Below are 17,586 nucleotides of genomic sequence, written 5' to 3'. Positions count from 1 at the left end.
GTTAGTTTTTAACAAAAATACTATCTTCAAAGAAAAAAATAATGCGCCTACCCCTCATTTTTTTACTATTGATAATAGTAAAGTCCTCATTGTATGCCCAGCTGCCCGATTGCCAGATTAATAAAAGGCTTACTTCCATAAAATATACGGGTAATAAGGTTATTGAACATGCTGAGTTTGAAATTCAGATAAATACAGCCAAAGGCGCCGAATTCGCCGAAATTGATATTTCTTATGTCAAGGGCAATAATATTAAGGAATTGGAAGCAGGTATTTACGATTTGATGGGTGATGAAATACGTTCGTTAAAGAGAAAAGACATTATACATTCTCACGCCTATTCGAGTGGACAATTTCATGGCGACGATATGATATTGTCTTTTAAGCTAATTCATAATCGTTACCCTTACGTTATTAAGTATAGCTATACGCAGGAGCGTAATGATTATTTATTTTTAGCTTACTGGATTCCTCGCTGGCAGAAAAAAGTTCCTGTTAAAGATGCCGAGCTAACAGTTGAGGTGCCCGGGGAAGCAAGTTTTGAGCTTTTTCAGCAGGGTATTGATTCAGCTAAAATCACTGAACTATCAAGTGGCTATCGCTACCAATGGCAGGCTAAAGATATACCCTACGTGGAAAGAGAAAAGTATGGACCACGGAAAGAGGAGCTGGCAGCAAAGGTTATTATAGTACCGAAAGATTTTAAATATGGCATAAAGGGTAGCCTTCACAACTGGAGGAGTTTTGGGCTTTGGATGAGTAGGTTAAAATCTAACCTCGATCTTTTGACAAATGAAGAGAGGGCAAAGGTTCATGCTTTAACGCAAAACTGTGCCACAGACATAGAAAAGATAAAAGTACTGTATCAGCATTTGCAAAATAACACCCGTTATATCAATGTAGCCTTAGATATAGGAGGCCTGATGCCTGAAAGTGCGATGTATGTGTGCAATAATAAATATGGTGATTGCAAAGCCCTGACTAACTATATGCAGGCCCTGCTGAAGGAGGTGGGTATCAATTCCATTTACACACTGGTGTATGCTGATTCTCATCCCGTAAAAATTAGGACAGACTATCCATCTCAGCAGTTTAATCATGTGATACTCTGTGTCCCACAAGCTAATGATACGATATGGCTTGAATGTACGGATAGCACGGCCCCTTTTAATTATTTGGGTACTTCTACCCAAAATCGTTCAGTGCTTTTAGTAGATGGAGAAAACAGTAAGCTTACCCGTACGCCGAGTCTTAGGGCAGAGCAGGTTGGTAATTATTTTAGCACTAAAGTTACGGTTGACGATTCCGGAGAGGTAGGCATGGTATGTACTGGACGAGCGAAGGGGCTGCTTTTTAGTTATCTGAAAGGGTTAAATGAAGCTTTGTCGGAGCGTGATAAAATAGGATATCTGGAAGATTTGGGTTTGTTTGAACGTTGCGATATACAAAGTTATGAAATGAAGCGCACAGACTCCGATTCTGCATTTATAGATATCAGCATGGAAGCAACACTAAATAATGCAGTTGAGAAAATAGGCGCTCGCTTATTGTTGAAACCCATTCGTCCCATTGTCTTTCATCTTGATAAACCCGAGAAGAGAACTCAGGAATTGCGTTTTGATTATCCCTACAGCTTCTGTGATACGATTGTGTATGAAATGCCTAAGGCAATAGCAGACGTTTCCGGCATCAAATCACTTCAGTTCGAATCGGAGTATGGCTATTATAAAAGGGAGCTTAGGGTGGAAGGCAATTGTCTGCGGGTGCATCGGCAGGTGCTTATTGAGGCGGGCATTGTTCCGGTGGAGGAATACCCCCAGGCTTATGCCTTTATTAAAGCTTGTAACAATGCTGAATTACAAAAAGGAATTGTAAAATATTTATAATGTTACTAATACCCCACAAACGATGAAAAAAATATTTATAGCTTACTCATTATTTTTATTATTTATCAGTTTCAGTGTTAATGCCCAGGATGTTAAGTTTGGTTTTTTACAGCCTGAAGAACTGCAAATTAAAGAATGTGATTTCGAAGAAGATGCCCCCGCCGTGGTGTTATTTGACAAGGGTAATTCTTGGTTTGTACAGGAGGTTGACGGTTTTGTGTTGCGTTTTGACCGACACGTGCGGATTAAAATTTTTAACGAGGCGGCCTTTGATCAGGGTGAGTTTGAGATTGCATTATACCGAACGAAAGAAGGACTTGAAAAGTTGAAACAAGTAAACGCATTTACTTTCAACCATGAGGATGGTATTTTAAAGAAAGTAGCACTTGACCCCGATCAGGTGTACCAGGAAGAGATTAATAACAATTGGTACGTGAAAAAATTTGCCATGCCGCAGATTAAAGAAGGTTCCATTATTGATGTGCAATATTCCATCTATTCTCCTTTTTATACACATTTGCGAGATTGGGATTTTCAAACCAATATCCCAACCCTGTATAGTGAATACAAAGTGAATATGATTCCATTCTATTCCTATCGTTACCGTATGCAGGGAACCACTAAAATGGATCATTTTAAGAGTTACAAGAAACCCGGATTTGAGCGTACTTTTGCCAATATCCCCTTTAAAGACATGGTGTATGAGTTCGGGATGAAGAATGTACCTTCTTTTCGTGATGAAACCTTTATATCATCGAGAAATGATTATATAATAAAGATTGATTTCCAAATGTCAGAAATCAATTATCCATCCGGATATACTAAAACATACATGAATACCTGGCCATCCTTGGCGGAGGAAATGCTAGATCATGATGACTTTGGTAAATACCTGAAAAGATCAGAAAAGTGGGCCGATAAAAACCTTTCATATTTAGCAGAAATGGCCGAGGAAGAGCGCCTTGGTGAGGTGTTAAACTATATGAAAACCAATTATAAATGGAATGAATACTATGGGAAGTATGCTCAGTATTCATTAAAGGAGTTCAATGAGAATAATACCGGAAATATTGGCAATATAAATTTATGTACCATTGGAGCATTACGTTCTGTCGGCTTGCAAGCTTTCCCGGTGATTGTTAGTACGCGCGATAATGGTAAAGTTACCGACTCATTTCCCTATTCCAACTTATTTAACTATGTATTAGTTTTAGTTGAAGTAGATGGTAGGGTGCGTTTGGTTGATGCAACTCAGTCTATGTGTCCTAATCACCTGATACCTGCCCGATGTATTAATGGAAAAGGCTTTGTAGTAAAGGAAGATAGTGAAAGTTGGGTGACAATCGCCAACAGTGCAACATCACTTGAGGAGATTAATCTGTCCTTACATCTTGATGTTGAAGAAAATCAGCTAGCAGGCCTTTGCAAAGCTAAAAGTACCGGTTACATGGCACTGGCAAACAGGAGCGGGTTTCATAATGATAAAGAGAAATTTAAAAGAAGAATAGCCCAAAAGGGCTTAACGATTAAGGATGAGATTGAGCCGGATAATCTATATGATAAGGCTTTGCCATTCAAGTATAGTTTTGAATTTTCTCAAAGTATCGATAGGGTTGATAATCAATTAATTATTTCTCCTTTTGCTAATTTAACACAAAATGATAACCCTTTTAAACAGGAAAATCGTTCATTGCCAATTGATATGGTGTATCGGCAAGGCTATCGTTACATAACAACTATTCAAGTGCCCAAAGGTTATCGCATTGAGGAGTTACCGACCCAGCAAAAGATTAATTCGGATAATGTTGCATTTAATTTTGTGGTAACGGAAGCCGAAGGGAGTATTCAGATTATTGCCAGCTATAACTTTAAAAAGCAAAGTTATTTGGCCAGTGATTATCGCGAGTTGAAGAATTTTATGAATACGGTGGCATCAAAAATTAATACAAAGATAATTTTAATCGAAGATGAAGAGCTGGCAGAACTTTAATGGTTATGCCTTAACTAATCATGCTCCAGTTCATCTTTTCACTGGCCAGTTTTTTTAGCTGTTTATCGAGGATGAAATTTTCTTGTTTCTCCAGCAGGGGGTCGTTGCTTAATATGGCTTCGGCCACCTGGCGGGCAAACTGTAATATTTGGCCATCGCGCCCCAGGTTGGCAATTTTTAAGGTAAAGGGCAGGCCTGACTGCTGGGTGCCCTCCAGGTCGCCCGGCCCCCTCAGTTTTAAATCGGCCTCGGCAATTTCAAAGCCATCGGTCGAGCGGGTCATAATGTCCATACGCTTGCGGGTCTCTTCCGATAGCTTATAGTCGGTCATCAGGATGCAATAGCTTTGATCGGCACCGCGCCCCACGCGGCCGCGTAGCTGATGGAGCTGCGACAGGCCAAAGCGTTCGGCGCTTTCAATTACCATCACCGAAGCATTGGGTACATTCACGCCCACTTCAATCACGGTGGTTGAAACCAGTATCTGCGAGCGATTGGCGGCAAACTCCTGCATCTCGGCATCTTTTTCGGCCGGCTTCATGCGGCCATGTACCATGCTCACCTTGTAATCGGGGAATACGCGTTGCATATACTCATAGCCTTCGCCCAGATTTTTAAAGTCCATCTTCTCCGACTCCTCAATGAGTGGATAAACCACGTACACTTGTCGGCCTTTGTCCAGCTCGCCCTTGATAAATTTGTTGAGGTTATTGCGTCGGTTGTGAAAATAATGGGCTGTTTCGATGGGTTTACGTCCCGGGGGTAATTCATCGATGACTGATACTTCCAGGTCGCCGTAGATAGTCATGGCCAGGGTGCGTGGGATGGGTGTGGCCGTCATCACCAGTATGTGAGGGGGCTGGGTATTTTTACGCCACAAGCGCGCACGTTGTGCTACGCCAAAGCGGTGCTGCTCATCCACCACCACTAGACCCAGGTTGTTAAATATTACCTTATCTTCCAAAAGGGCATGGGTGCCAATGAGTATCTGAAGCTCACCCGATTGAAGATCCTTGTCGATCTGTTCGCGCTCTTTCTTTTTAGAGGAGCCCGTTAGTAAGGCTACTTTTATATTTAAGCCATCAACCATCTCGCTGATGGTTTCGAAGTGTTGGGTGGCCAGTATCTCTGTGGGTGCCATCAGGCAGGTTTGATACTTATTGTCTAATGCAATCAGCATCACCATCAGCGCCACTAATGTTTTGCCCGAGCCCACATCGCCCTGTAGTAGCCGGTTCATCTGCTTGCCACTACCCATGTCGCGGCGTATTTCTTTAATAACGCGCTTTTGTGCATTGGTTAGTTCAAAGGGTATTTTCTGGCTGTAAAAAGAATTGAGGTAATCACCCACTTTTCCAAATAGATGCCCTTTGATGGCGCGTGTGCGTTGGTTGCGTTGTCGCAATATATTTAGCTGAATATAAAATAGCTCTTCAAACTTTAGGCGCAGCTGTGCCTTCTCCAATATTTGTGCATTGGGCGGAAAATGAATAGCCTTTAATGATTCGTGTAGATTCAGAAACTTGTATCGCTCAATGATGGAGGCCGGCAGTGTTTCACTTACTTTTCCCTGAAATGACAGGAATATATTTTGCTGTAGCTTCTGAATGGCTTTGGAATTTAAAAAGCCCTTTTTCATTTTCTCCGTAGTATTGTAAAAAGCCTGTAGTGCCGATGTTATCTTCACCTGTGTTTCGCTGACTTTTTCCAACTCGGGATGCACAATGTTTATTTTACCGTTGAAGGAAGAGGGCTTGCCAAAAACAATATACTCGTTTTCGGAGCTGATGCCTTCTTTTACATATTTATGACCCTTGAACCACACAAGTTCCAGTACGCCTGTACCATCGGTAAAAGTTGCGGTGAGGCGGCTTTGACGGCCGGTGCCCACTGTGTTAAGCGCGGTAAACCGACCCTTTACCTGTATGTAAGGCAGCTTGGCATTAACCTCTCTTATTTGATAAAACTTACTACGGTCAATGTATTTATAAGGGAAATAATAGAGCATATCCTCGTAGGATGCAATCTTAAGCTCCTGCTTTAACAGTTCGGCCTTTTTGGGGCCAACGCCCGGCAGGTAGTTTATATTTTGCATCGCTAAGTCTGACATAGATGCAAAAATAATAATTCCTTTAAAATGGTTAGCGTTTTGGTTCAAAAGCAGAACGCCAAGCCCATCTTATTAAGGAAAGGCTGAGCATAAAAACCTATAGTAGTGTTCTTAATCCGGAAAGATTTGTCTAAAGTCTTTTTTCATACTGATGACATGCCATCCCTTGCTGTTGGCATCTGTAACTGCTTTTTCGGTGCCATGCATGTAGCTGTATTCTCTTTCTGCATCATCGTGATGCACCAAAATAGCCATGGAAGGCTCATCGCCAGCTAGTGTATACTCCATCATTTCATAGTCTCCATCGCTATTACCGGCAGCAAAAATTGGCTTTTTACCAATATGCAGTTCAATGTTACAGGGTTTTACGTGTTTGTCATTGGCCGATTGAATTGTGCCTGTTCTAATTATTCTGACGCCCTGTTCATCGGAAATGTAATTAAGTTTTACACTGCTGCCTATCACATTTTCAACCGGGATGTTATATATTTCTTTGGAGATGGTTCTGACGAAAGAAATTTCTCCTCCTGTAACGATATATACTTCAAAATCGTGTTGTTGTAGGTGATGAACCAATTCAACCATTGGCTGGTACACCATTTCTTTAAAGGGGCGTTCAAATTTTGGATGAAGGTTATGGGAAAGGAAATGATAGACGGACTCTTTGTACTTATCTTCATTTTGACCATTATGTAACGCAAATAGTTGTGTAATTAGGTTAAATGTGTTGTAGTCTTTCATAATGGCCAGGTTACCCTCCGCTAAGCCTTTGTATAATTCATTGGACAGTAATGATGTGTCGCCAGCAAGCTTTGTTTGAATGTTATTGATTTCAAATTCCAACGGAATGTACAGTGGCTTTTCGTTCCATAGTGTTCCGTCATTATCAAATACAGCAACCCGATTTTCAACAGGCACGTAATCAACTGATGATGGATCGGTTACTTTTTTTACAAATGAAAAAATTTGCTCTTTCACCGGTGTGTTGTTCCAAGATAGTAAGGCCTTTGATGTATTGTAATTGTGTTTCGCAGGTTGGTTGCAGGCCAATAGGAATGTAAAACTAAATACAAGTACTGAAATACGCATTTTCGTGAGTGTTTAGGAGGGTAATTCATGGCGTACAGCCCGCTGCACGCCATGAGAATATGAAATGGTAGGTTTAATTTAATTGTTTGTTGGAGTTTTCATCATTTCCATTACTTGGCTCAAACTGAAACTAGCAGCCTCTTGCCGCGGTGGATATTCCTTAAAAGTTGAAAGGAATTTTCCCACATAGGCTTGAGCAGGAACAAGCATAAATGCATGATCGAGTAACCAATCGTAATAAGTATTGGAGGTAAGCGGAGCTTGTTCATATGGGTCGCGTCTTAAGTTAAAGATGAGGGGAATCCGCAGCTCTACAAAAGGCTCTGACCAAACACCAAGTGTGCCATATTTGCGCTGTTCCATAAAAACCATTTTCCAGTCTTTATATCGTAGAGCTGTCAGGTCGCCATCATCCGAGAAATAAAAAATCTCTTCTCGAGGCCCTGTTTCAGTCTTGCCGGTCAGATAGGGTAAAAAGTTATACCCATCCAGGTGCACATTATAGGTTCTATCAGCCACTTTTTTACCTTCGAGTAGTTCGTTTTTAATATTCTCATTACCAGCAACGGCCAATAAGGTTGGTAACCAGTCCATGTGGTGCATAATCTCATTGGATACTGAGCCTGCCTCAATGTTTTTGGGCCAGCGTACCATTGCAGGAACACGCCATCCGCCTTCCCAGTTGGTGTTTTTCTCGCCACGAAAGGGACTTACGGCTGCATCGGGCCATGAATTTTTGTGAGGGCCGTTATCGGTACTATAGAAAACTAAGGTTTCGTCGGCAATACCAAGTTCATCTAAAACAGCAAGTAGCTCGCCAACATGCATGTCGTGCTCAATCATACCAATGGCGTACTCATTCAGTCCCTGGTATTTCGGATCGTTCATCAGCTCATCTTTCACGTGTGTACGAAAATGCATGCGCGTTCCATTCCACCAGACAAACCAAGGTGTTCCTGCTTTATCCATTCGTTTAATGAAGTCAACAGCTGCAGCCACTGTTTCGTCATCAATGGTTTCCATTCTTTTCCTGGTAAGCGGGCCGGTATCCTTTACGGGTCCATCAGCCGACGAACTAATAACTCCTCTTGGACCAAATTTTTCCCTGAATTCCGGATTTCTTGGGTAATCGGGAAGCTCCGGTTCTTCTTCGGCATTCAAATGGTAGAGGTTTCCCAAAAACTCATCAAAGCCATGCTGGGTAGGCAAGTGTTCGTCTTTGTCGCCCAAATGGTTTTTGCCAAACTGACCTGTGGCGTAGCCCAATGGTTTGAGTAGGCCGGCAATGGTTGGGTCTTCTTTTTGCATGCCCAATTCGGCACCTGGTAAGCCCACCTTGCTTAATCCGGTTCTGAACACACTTTGTCCCATAATGAAGCTTGATCGACCAGCAGTGCAGCTTTGTTCGCCATAATAATCGGTAAAAATTATCCCTTCGTCGGCAATGCGGTCAATGTTGGGAGTTTTATAGCCCACCAGACCATTGGTATAGGCACTAATATTTGACTGGCCAATGTCGTCGCCCCATATAACAAGTATGTTGGGTTGCTTACTCTTTTGAGCATAAGTTACGATTGCCAGCAGTAGAATCGCACCAATAAAACCAAGTTTTCTCATAATTCCAGTTTTTAATAATGATGATTTAGTACTTATTGTAATTTACATAGAAAGTTGTATGCCATAATAAAATCAAGGGAGTGATGAGTTTTTAGTAGAGCAGGGTTAAAAGTACGAGAGATATTCTGTAATGTCAATTATTGATTTGTAGTGTGTTAGTAGTGTGTGTGGGCTTGATCTTACTAGTGATAAACTAAGTATTGTTATCTTGCTCCTTATGGATGGATGGGTTTTGTATGGCGTAATAGTAGCGATTGCTTTTTTCCTTCTGTAGTTGTTAATCGCATTTTATTTATTCACTTTCCAGTAGCTGCGATAGCGTATTTTTTTGTGAGTCATTTTATTTATTAGCACCTTGTACAGCTTTATTTCAAGTATAATTTATGGGTAAGAAATATTTGCGAACGACTTTTCTCATTGCAGCGACAGTACTTGCCGGGCTTTTGTCGTCTGTTAATGCACAGGGTAGGGTAGATAGTTTAATTCAACGTGGACAGTTTTTGAGTGCCTTTGAGTGCCTGAAGCATTGTGATGATCAGCCCGATTGTGTACTTAAAAAGGTTGATTTGGCATTAAATTATCATCTGACCAGTCATTATCATCAGCGTTTTTCATTTGTCAATCTGCGTTCAGGCGAATCATTGGATCAGTTGCGGAGGCAGGAGCCACTGCTACCCGCAACCATCATTTTTCAGGTGGATTCCGTTTTGCTGAAAATGCAGCAACTTCATCCTGCTGACTTTCGCATAACCAAGGCGTTGGGCGATTTTTATACAAGGGTGTATCACGACTTTGGTGATCGTTGGGGTGAGGGATCTGAAGTATTACTCGAAAAGAGCAATCACTATTATCGGAAGGCCTTTGAAAATGGGGTGTACGATTTTTATAGCCTTTATTCCCTTGGATATTATCAATCAATATTGCAAAATTATTACGCCGCTCAGCAGTGGTTTTTAATGTCGCTTGACAGAAAACCCGATGAAGCCCTTACCAACTACAGCCTTGCGGTTACATACCTTTTCGATGGCTTGCCGCAAAAGGGAATTGAGTATGCTGTCAGGGCCTATGAGCTCTATGCTGACTCACTGGAGCGATCGGATGCCGCCCGCATAAGTGGTGTTTTGTACTTAAAAACGAAGCAGCCGGAGAGAGCAGAGTGTTATTTTGAATATGCCAATCGCTTACAGCCTAACTATCGGCCCAATGAGTTGTATTTGCTTAATGCGAAGTTAAAGCTTAATAAGGATAGTGTCAGTGGGGTGTTGGCTTACGATTTGCTGCTCGGTGCCCCCTATACTCCCACCTTGCCCGATGAATTGAACAGTATATTTGTCTCTGTAGGTAAACCTGATTTACTGCTTACTGTTTATAAGCAAGTACTTGTAGCCTGTGCCGATGATGCCGAAGCCTGTGGAAATTTGTATTTCCATTATGGAAAACTACTGTACAAAAATGGCAGGCGGGCACGGGCACGTCGTATGATTAAGAAAGCCCGTAATTATTTTCAGGAGGTTTTTGACCCTTGTCATCAGGCTTTTCAGGCAATTGACGAAAGCCTAAAGCACTTGTGATAGCTTGTGAGTCATGTGAATGAGTGGGTTTTTAAGTAGAAAATACGCCGATATTCCAAAAAATTAAGAATTTTATACAAAAAAGTACACTGTTACTATCGTACTGTCAAATAAATTAATAGTTTTACAGCGATTAAAAATTATAAGTCCGGTTAAGTCACTGGCTTACCTGCAACGGGAGGTAACTTTTCGCAATTTATTTGCGATAATATCTGAGAGAAGCTATTAGAATTTATTCATGATTCTTACACTTTCCACCTAAGCTCTCTCAGATTTTTTTATTCATCCAGCCCTGGTCGAATAAATTTTCGCGCCTCCGGAAAATAGCCCTCCAAATCTTCTCTTAAGTCGGATAGATGACGTAACATACTTAATATACTGTCTTCTTTGCTGGGGATTGCGTTTAGCAGGTTATTCCAGGCGTGTATGGATTCGTCAATGGCAATAAGGGCAATCTTGGCTGATCCTAGTGAGTCTTGCAATTCATCATTGTCGCCTTCCCTGCATTGGCGTTTGCCATTAATGGCTCGGTTTACCTTAGCGGCTATAAATAGCTGAAACCAGGTAATGGTCTCAAAATCATCCTTCAGACCGGTAGCCTGCTCGGTTACTATGCGGCTTTCGATTTCCATCTGATTTGAATTAAACCAGCGGTTTAGTTTCTCGGCATACGACTCTGCTTGTTTTTCAAGGCTGTGTTTGGGAGGCTGCGGGGGCAGCTCATTTTCTTTAATAAGGTTCATGGCTTCTTCCACGTCAATGCCTTTGTTTGAAAGCTCTTCTTCAATAATCTCAGAGGTGGCCTTAAAAAATACTTTCAGCTGTTTTGCGCCATCATCATTGCATTTTACTTTATCAAACTGTGCGTTTAACGCGTACGAGCTGCATTGATGGGTGAAGGTGCATTTCTCGCAACGGCCATCGCAATAATTGTAAATGCCGGAAATAAATGAATCATCATTGGGTTGCAGCATTAACTTCTTCAAGCGATCAACGTCATCGCGTATTTCATCATCCTCTCGCTGAAATTCCGGTATGAGGTCGGTGAAGTCAATTTGTCCTTTACACAAATGATGGCTGTCATCGTCATCAGTTTTGAAGCTGTGGCATACTTTGCATTGCCCGGGAAAGGGACACTTTCGCTCGTCAAAGGTGCAGGTTTCAATTTGCATCATGCCTTCTTTGCAGTATAACTGCTGGGTGTCCCAATGGTCACGAATGTATTGGTATTTGTTGGTTTCATCGATCTGCTCCGGAAACATAAACTCCCAGTTGTAGGCCTTCAGAAGCTTTTCCAGCGCCTTCACGATATTTTTCATCTGCATTGCATTTAGCTTATCGGGAGATGGAAAATTGACCTTCTCAATGCCGGTCACAGCAGATATTTTCTCCGCCTTGCTTTGAAGGAACTCTTGTGCAAGCAAGGTAATGTTGTTGAAATCTATCTCACTATCATATTTTTTGTGGGGCGCCTTTGTAATTGCCTCTTCTATCAATTCCAATAGTTGCGTTAAATAAGTTTCCATGCAGTTGATGCTAATGTTCGGTATACTATAATCAGTAAACAACGGCTGGGGCGAAGTGTTTACTAGGTTACACAAAAGAGTTTCTTGGCGGCAAGGTCTTTTTTGAGAATGTAGTTTGGTTCTTTTCAATTGCAATCTGTTCACTCACTAATTTGTTTTTTTACCTTTGCCTTTTGTGAATTGTAATTAGTTTTGACAAGCACCATGGCTTTTTATTTTACAGTGAGAAAGGGTGGTGCTCAATAAAATTCCGGGAGCGTTTGTAAATGAATTTTTTTCAGGCAAAATCTTATTTGAGATACCTTTTGAAAGCACGGTACCATAAAGGTTATGGCTTGCATAGCCCTTTTGTATTTAATTTGGTACGCGATGTTTTTTACAGTCCGCATTCGTATTATGCTTTTGAAACAATAAATGTGCTGCGGAAAGAGTTGTGTCGCTCGGATAAGTTTATTGAGGTGCAAGACTATGGTGCCGGAAGTAAACGTTTTAACCGTCGAAGAAGGAAGGTTGGGCATATTGCAAGGTATTCGTCTATAGCGCCACGTTATGGTGAGCTATTGTATCGCTTGCTTTGCGAGCTTCAGCCAAATACTGTGATTGAGTTAGGTACGTCGCTGGGTATTAGCGGTGGCTACCTTGGCCTTTCTGATACCCGGCGAAAAGTAATTACTATTGAAGGATGTGCAGCAACAGCTGCCTTAGCTCGCACGACCTTTCAAAGGTTGGGTTGTGATAATGTGCAGCAAATTATTGGCCAATTTCAGGATGTACTGCCTTCTTTGCTGGCAGATTTGTCAAGTCTTGATTTTGTGCTTTTTGATGGGCATCATCAAAAGGAAGCCACCCTCGATTATTTTAATCTGTGCCTTACAAAAGCGCATAATCATTCGGTTTTTGTGTTTGACGATATTCATTGGTCACAGGGGATGGAGGAAGCCTGGGAAACCATTTGTCAGCACCCCCGTGTCACGGTTTCCATGGATTTGTTTCGTCTCGGAATTGTCTTTTTTAGGAAAGAATGTCAGAAACAGCATTTTGTAGTGCGTTATTAATTCTGGCTTTGGGGCTTCACCTGATAAGTTGGTAAGGGTGCTGTGATAAGATATAAAATCTTTTGTCTTGTTTTAAATCAGCTCTAAAAAGTTATATTTGTTTGCTTAAACTTAGCTCTATGAATACTAACGTCATTGAAATAGCCGAAATTAAGAAGCATTATCAGGTGGGTACCGAGGTTGTTAAAGCTCTTCAGAGTGTATCGCTTAGTATCGCCAAAGGTGAATATGTTGCTATTATGGGGCCTTCAGGCTCGGGTAAATCTACCCTGATGAATATTATTGGGGCGCTGGATACGCCCACTGGAGGGCAATATGTGCTGAACGGCACCGATGTTAGTCGACTCACTGACGATTCCCTCGCTGAAATCCGGAATAAGGAGATTGGCTTTGTTTTTCAGACTTTTAACCTATTGCCGCGGTACACTGCTTTGGAGAATGCCATGTTACCCTTGATTTATGCCGGGGTGTCCAAGCATGATAGGCAGGCCCGGGGTAAGGAAGTGATGGAGAGTGTGGGTTTGAGTGACCGCATGCATCATCGACCCAACGAAATGTCAGGGGGACAGCGGCAGCGGGTTGCTGTTGCACGTGCTTTGATCAATAAACCTTCCATTATTTTAGCCGATGAGCCTACCGGAAACCTCGATTCCAAAACCTCTGTTGATATAATGCGCCTCTTTGATGAGATTCATAAACTGGGGAATACTATTATCCTTGTAACGCATGAGGAGGATATTGCTCAGCATGCTCATCGTATTATTCGTTTGCGCGATGGTCTTGTTGAGTCGGATATGATCAATGAACAGGTAACTGTAGTGTAGTGCAATTAGTATTGTCTTGTGGGGTAAATCGCCTTTGCTAGAGAGTTATATAGGTTTCCATTTGTACTGTAATATCGTGTCGTTTATCAAAGTATTTCATTGTTTTTGAAATTACAATGAAAGCGAAGTTGTAAGATTGGAAATTTTTTTTAAATTCGCAGATGAGTTTAGTGAGAAATAACACAATTATATTAATGTTAAATTGAGTTGCTATGTATTGGACACTCGAACTAGCCTCTAAACTGGAAGATGCACCATGGCCGGCTTCAAAGGATGAATTAATTGATTTTGCAATTCGTTCAGGAGCGCCACTTGAGGTGATTGAGAATCTCCAGGAGATTGAGGACGAAGGGGAAGTTTTTGAAAGTATTGAGGATATCTGGCCAGATTATCCGAGTAAGGAGGACTTCTTTTTTAATGAAGATGAATATTAGAGAGAGCAAACGGGGGCAATGCCCCCGTTTTTATTTTCATCGTTCATTGCTGTGTTTTTGACTTAATGTAAACGAACTGTACCTTACTTGCTGTCGTCCCCAAATTGGTAGTCGTCGTAGTCTTTGGATAACTCGTCGAGGGCAGGCATGGGCACGTGCTTAAAAATGTCTGTTTTATTCTTTGGGCGTATTGCTTCCAGCCATAAGAAGCCCTGAAGCTTAACATCTTCATCGGGCAATAGATAAGGTGGGTTTAAATTGCCACCCGGCTCTGTTCGCATCTTAATGCCGGTAATTTGACGCTTCTCCAGGAATATGGATAATGTACTACTTTCAGCGCGGTTAACACCAATAACGGCTTCCCTGTCTTTTGGATAATAAATAGTTTGTCCGTTGCCATCCACATCAATGCGGTATAATTCATTGTTCCTAATATGACCGATCATATTTCGCCCTTTTATTTGGTTGAAGAGCAGGCTATCTTTCTCCGGTGCTATAATAAAGGCTGAATTGATTAGTTCGGCTTTGTATAGGGCGTTGTTTCTACTGAACAGTTTTATGGTTTGAGCTGTCATTTGGTTTTCTTGTGCCCATATTACCGGACTGTTATAAAAGGTGTTGGTTGAGTCACGCATATCATACACCATGGAGTCGCATCGTCCTTGCATATCTTTCCTGAAGAATTTCACATTGTAATAGGCCTTAATGAGTTGGCTCTCTTCATCGGGCAGGGGAATAGCTTGCAGTGTATCGGCATGTAAATAGAGGGTGTCGCGCTGATAAATCTGCAGTAGTTGTGCTTTTTCTGTTGCCAGGGCATATTGGGTGGACTCATTATAATATCCATAGTTGCCCCTGATCATCATATTATTGGTGGTATCGTGCAGTTCAAAGTTGCTGAATGCTTCCCCAATTCCACCCTGACGATCATAATAGATGGTATCGCCCTTTAATGTGTTTTCCTTGCCCTGAACATAGCTTTGTGTTGCCCCACGGAAGAGTTTTGCTTTATCGTTTTGGGTGTCATAAAAACCATCCTCGCTGTAAATAAGGTTGTCATCACTTTGTATAAAGGTGGGGCCCAGAATACTTGCTACCTCTGTTATGGTATGGTATTTCAATGTGTCTGAAAAAATAGTGTATTTGGGATTTGTTACCACAACCGAATCTTTAAAGTGTACTTCGCTGAGGTCGGGGTAGTAGAGGCCTAAATCGCTGATAAGGGTGTTTTGCCCGCTTAACACTTCGCCACCATTAAAATAGTAACCAAAATTCTTCACCCGGTCGTAGTCCAGGTACTCCGTTAAAACGGTAACATCTTGTTTCTGTATTTTCACATTGCGCCTTACCCGGGCAATACCTTCTGTACCACTATAGGTTAGATAATCGCCATATAAATGGATGGAATCATTTTGTATGATATGAATGTGATTAAAGGCTTCGATAAATGTTGAGTCTTTATAATCGTGAAAATAGGCACTGTCGCAGTGCATTATAGTATTCTCATGCCTTAGTTTTACATTGCCTAGTAGGAGTCGTACGTTGGGTCCAAGGTTTTTTCGTTGTTCGCCTGAATTTGCGTTATCTATTTTTATTCTGTTCTTGGATTGTGCCTCCAATTGTGTGAGACTTAATATACTTATGAGTATGTGAATGAAAAATATTTTGATATGCATTGCTGGTGTTTCAATATATTGTAAGCTGCAAAGTTGGTAAAAAAATATGGTTTATTTTAGTGTTACGGAGGCTTCGGCTTTGCTTTTATAGCTTCGGAATGTGTATATAGCTTACGACAACTATTGATGATTATGCACGTATATAATAGGGGTGATGAATATTTTTGTTTTTAGCATCGTCATAAGTAATGTGTAAGTATTGTTGATTTTATTGCGATGAGGAGAGTTGTTTTTAGGAACATATTTTAACACTCGTGCAACAGTCGACAAGTCAGCGTGTAAACTGTCAAGTCTGATTTTTGCCTCAAAAAACCTTCCTTTTTAATTTGGATATGCGAAATAAACGTCGTTATTTTGCACCCGCTTTTGAGGACAATGGTTCTGCTGAAAGGCACGATTGATAAGGGTTTAGGCGCTTATCGATACATTTTGAAAGATGAAATTGCAAAGGGCTATTGACATGGAAAAAGAGAGTTCATAACTTGCCTGTTCTGTCAAAAATAAGCTCCAAAATAATCAAAAAATAATTTTGGAAGTTTGGAATAAAAAACCTTACCTTTGCAGCCGCTTCACAAACGAGGGGAGTAGCAAAAACGGGCTTCGGACAACGAACTCCGGACTTTTTTGAAAGACATAATGGTTAGTGTTTCAGTTCGATTCTGAATATGTCACTAAGATGCAAGGCATCTGAAAGATCTTTGAAAATATTGGATAGTACCTAATTTAAACGATTAAATTAGAAAGGTAAAAGTGAAACCTGAAGTCAATTAGCGTTATTAAGATTTTCGATAGATATTTAAAATTTTAATACAACGAAGAGTTTGATCCTGGCTCAGGATGAACGCTAGCGACAGGCCTAACACATGCAAGTCGAGGGGTAACAGGGAGCTTCGGTTCCGCTGACGACCGGCGCACGGGTGCGTAACGCGTATGAAACCTGCCTTATACTGGGGGATAGCCCGAAGAAATTCGGATTAATACCGCATAATGTTATTGATTGGCATCAATTAATAATTAAAACTCCGGTGGTATAAGATGGTCATGCGTGACATTAGCTAGTTGGTAAGGTAATGGCTTACCAAGGCGACGATGTCTAGGGGTTCTGAGAGGAAGGTCCCCCACACTGGTACTGAGACACGGACCAGACTCCTACGGGAGGCAGCAGTGAGGAATATTGGTCAATGGACGCAAGTCTGAACCAGCCATGTCGCGTGCAGGACGACTGCCCTATGGGTTGTAAACTGCTTTTATACGGGAAGAAATATAGCTACGTGTAGTTATTTGCCGGTACCGTATGAATAAGGATCGGCTAACTCCGTGCCAGCAGCCGCGGTAATACGGAGGATCCGAGCGTTATCCGGATTCATTGGGTTTAAAGGGTGCGTAGGCGGAATAGTAAGTCAGGGGTGAAAGTTTGCGGCTCAACCGTAAAATTGCCTTTGATACTGTTATTCTTGAGTACATTTGAGGTAGGCGGAATGTGTTGTGTAGCGGTGAAATGCTTAGATATAACACAGAACACCGATTGCGAAGGCAGCTTACTAAACTGTAACTGACGCTGATGCACGAAAGCGTGGGGATCGAACAGGATTAGATACCCTGGTAGTCCACGCCGTAAACGATGATAACTAGTTGTTTGCAATACACCGTAAGCGACAAAGCGAAAGCATTAAGTTATCCACCTGGGGAGTACGTTGGCAACAATGAAACTCAAAGGAATTGACGGGGGCCCGCACAAGCGGAGGAACATGTGGTTTAATTCGATGATACGCGAGGAACCTTACCTGGACTTAAATGTAGAGTGACAG

General features: G+C 41.6%; 11 protein-coding genes and 1 rRNA gene. 7 read left to right on the top strand and 5 right to left on the bottom strand.

What is annotated here, in order from left to right; translation table 11 throughout:
* Positions 1-68 precede the first annotated feature (68 nt).
* Together ACRD7A_RS06705 and ACRD7A_RS06700 are read left to right on the top strand one after the other, a co-directional pair.
* On the top strand, positions 69-1,886 hold the full coding sequence (locus tag ACRD7A_RS06705; protein ID WP_430817935.1) for a DUF3857 domain-containing protein: 1,818 nt from the start codon (positions 69-71) through the stop codon (positions 1,884-1,886).
* A gap of 22 nt (positions 1,887-1,908) precedes the next feature.
* Entirely contained in the window at positions 1,909-3,876 is a 1,968-nt protein-coding gene (locus tag ACRD7A_RS06700; protein ID WP_430810361.1) for a DUF3858 domain-containing protein, read from the top strand.
* A 10-nt stretch (positions 3,877-3,886) separates the two neighbouring features.
* Here ACRD7A_RS06700 and recG read toward each other — a convergent pair whose 3' ends face one another.
* From recG to ACRD7A_RS06685, 3 genes are all read right to left on the bottom strand, one after another.
* Positions 3,887-5,986, bottom strand: a complete 2,100-nt coding sequence (gene recG, locus ACRD7A_RS06695; protein ID WP_430810360.1) for an ATP-dependent DNA helicase RecG — start codon at positions 5,984-5,986, stop codon at positions 3,887-3,889.
* A 111-nt stretch (positions 5,987-6,097) separates the two neighbouring features.
* A complete protein-coding gene (locus ACRD7A_RS06690; protein WP_430810359.1) occupies positions 6,098-7,075 on the bottom strand; it encodes an HAD family hydrolase in 978 nt (325 codons plus the stop codon).
* Positions 7,076-7,153: 78 nt separating this feature from the next.
* Complete coding sequence (locus ACRD7A_RS06685; protein WP_430810358.1) at positions 7,154-8,692, bottom strand: arylsulfatase; 1,539 nt, start codon at positions 8,690-8,692, stop codon at positions 7,154-7,156.
* Positions 8,693-9,075: 383 nt separating this feature from the next.
* Here ACRD7A_RS06685 and ACRD7A_RS06680 point away from each other — a divergent pair, with 383 nt between their 5' ends.
* Complete coding sequence (locus tag ACRD7A_RS06680; RefSeq protein WP_430810357.1) at positions 9,076-10,263, top strand: tetratricopeptide repeat protein; 1,188 nt, start codon at positions 9,076-9,078, stop codon at positions 10,261-10,263.
* A 278-nt stretch (positions 10,264-10,541) separates the two neighbouring features.
* On the opposite strand, the gene ACRD7A_RS06675 is transcribed toward ACRD7A_RS06680, so the two are convergent.
* Positions 10,542-11,789: a hypothetical protein gene (locus ACRD7A_RS06675; protein ID WP_430810356.1), complete on the bottom strand. Its 1,248-nt coding sequence runs from the start codon at positions 11,787-11,789 to the stop codon at positions 10,542-10,544.
* A 335-nt stretch (positions 11,790-12,124) separates the two neighbouring features.
* On the opposite strand from ACRD7A_RS06675, the gene ACRD7A_RS06670 reads away from it, so the two are divergent.
* From ACRD7A_RS06670 to ACRD7A_RS06660, 3 genes are all read left to right on the top strand, one after another.
* Entirely contained in the window at positions 12,125-12,844 is a 720-nt protein-coding gene (locus ACRD7A_RS06670) for an O-methyltransferase (RefSeq protein WP_430810355.1), read from the top strand.
* A gap of 119 nt (positions 12,845-12,963) precedes the next feature.
* The gene (locus tag ACRD7A_RS06665; protein ID WP_430810354.1) at positions 12,964-13,668 is read left to right on the top strand and encodes an ABC transporter ATP-binding protein; all 705 of its coding nucleotides are present in this window, start codon (positions 12,964-12,966) and stop codon (positions 13,666-13,668) included.
* A 212-nt stretch (positions 13,669-13,880) separates the two neighbouring features.
* Positions 13,881-14,102 (top strand): DUF2795 domain-containing protein, encoded by a 222-nt coding sequence (locus tag ACRD7A_RS06660; RefSeq protein ID WP_143304314.1) that lies wholly within the window; start codon positions 13,881-13,883, stop codon positions 14,100-14,102.
* Positions 14,103-14,185: 83 nt separating this feature from the next.
* Here the strand turns inward: ACRD7A_RS06660 and ACRD7A_RS06655 are convergent, their stop codons facing one another.
* Positions 14,186-15,778: an OstA-like protein gene (locus ACRD7A_RS06655; RefSeq protein ID WP_430810353.1), complete on the bottom strand. Its 1,593-nt coding sequence runs from the start codon at positions 15,776-15,778 to the stop codon at positions 14,186-14,188.
* An 809-nt stretch (positions 15,779-16,587) separates the two neighbouring features.
* On the opposite strand from ACRD7A_RS06655, the gene ACRD7A_RS06650 reads away from it, so the two are divergent.
* Positions 16,588-17,586, top strand: a 16S ribosomal RNA gene (locus tag ACRD7A_RS06650); the annotation flags it as partial.

Origin of the sequence: Carboxylicivirga longa, from assembly GCF_050589825.1 — a bacterium.
Classification (GTDB): Bacteria; Bacteroidota; Bacteroidia; order Bacteroidales; family Marinilabiliaceae; genus Carboxylicivirga; species Carboxylicivirga longa.
The sequence above is the reverse complement of the archived record's forward strand: the minus strand, read 5'-3'. Positions and strand labels throughout refer to the sequence as shown.

What these genes read in the sequence shown, in the direction of transcription:
- ACRD7A_RS06680 (WP_430810357.1), top strand. Translation starts at nt 9,076, where the DNA reads ATGGGTAAGAAATATTTGCGAACGACTTTTCTCATTGCAGCGACAGTA.
- ACRD7A_RS06665 (WP_430810354.1), top strand. Translation starts at nt 12,964, where the DNA reads ATGAATACTAACGTCATTGAAATAGCCGAAATTAAGAAGCATTATCAG.
- recG (WP_430810360.1), bottom strand. Translation starts at nt 5,986, where the DNA reads ATGTCAGACTTAGCGATGCAAAATATAAACTACCTGCCGGGCGTTGGC.
- ACRD7A_RS06660 (WP_143304314.1), top strand. Translation starts at nt 13,881, where the DNA reads ATGTATTGGACACTCGAACTAGCCTCTAAACTGGAAGATGCACCATGG.
- ACRD7A_RS06690 (WP_430810359.1), bottom strand. Translation starts at nt 7,075, where the DNA reads ATGCGTATTTCAGTACTTGTATTTAGTTTTACATTCCTATTGGCCTGC.
- ACRD7A_RS06685 (WP_430810358.1), bottom strand. Translation starts at nt 8,692, where the DNA reads ATGAGAAAACTTGGTTTTATTGGTGCGATTCTACTGCTGGCAATCGTA.
- ACRD7A_RS06655 (WP_430810353.1), bottom strand. Translation starts at nt 15,778, where the DNA reads ATGCATATCAAAATATTTTTCATTCACATACTCATAAGTATATTAAGT.
- ACRD7A_RS06675 (WP_430810356.1), bottom strand. Translation starts at nt 11,789, where the DNA reads ATGGAAACTTATTTAACGCAACTATTGGAATTGATAGAAGAGGCAATT.
- ACRD7A_RS06700 (WP_430810361.1), top strand. Translation starts at nt 1,909, where the DNA reads ATGAAAAAAATATTTATAGCTTACTCATTATTTTTATTATTTATCAGT.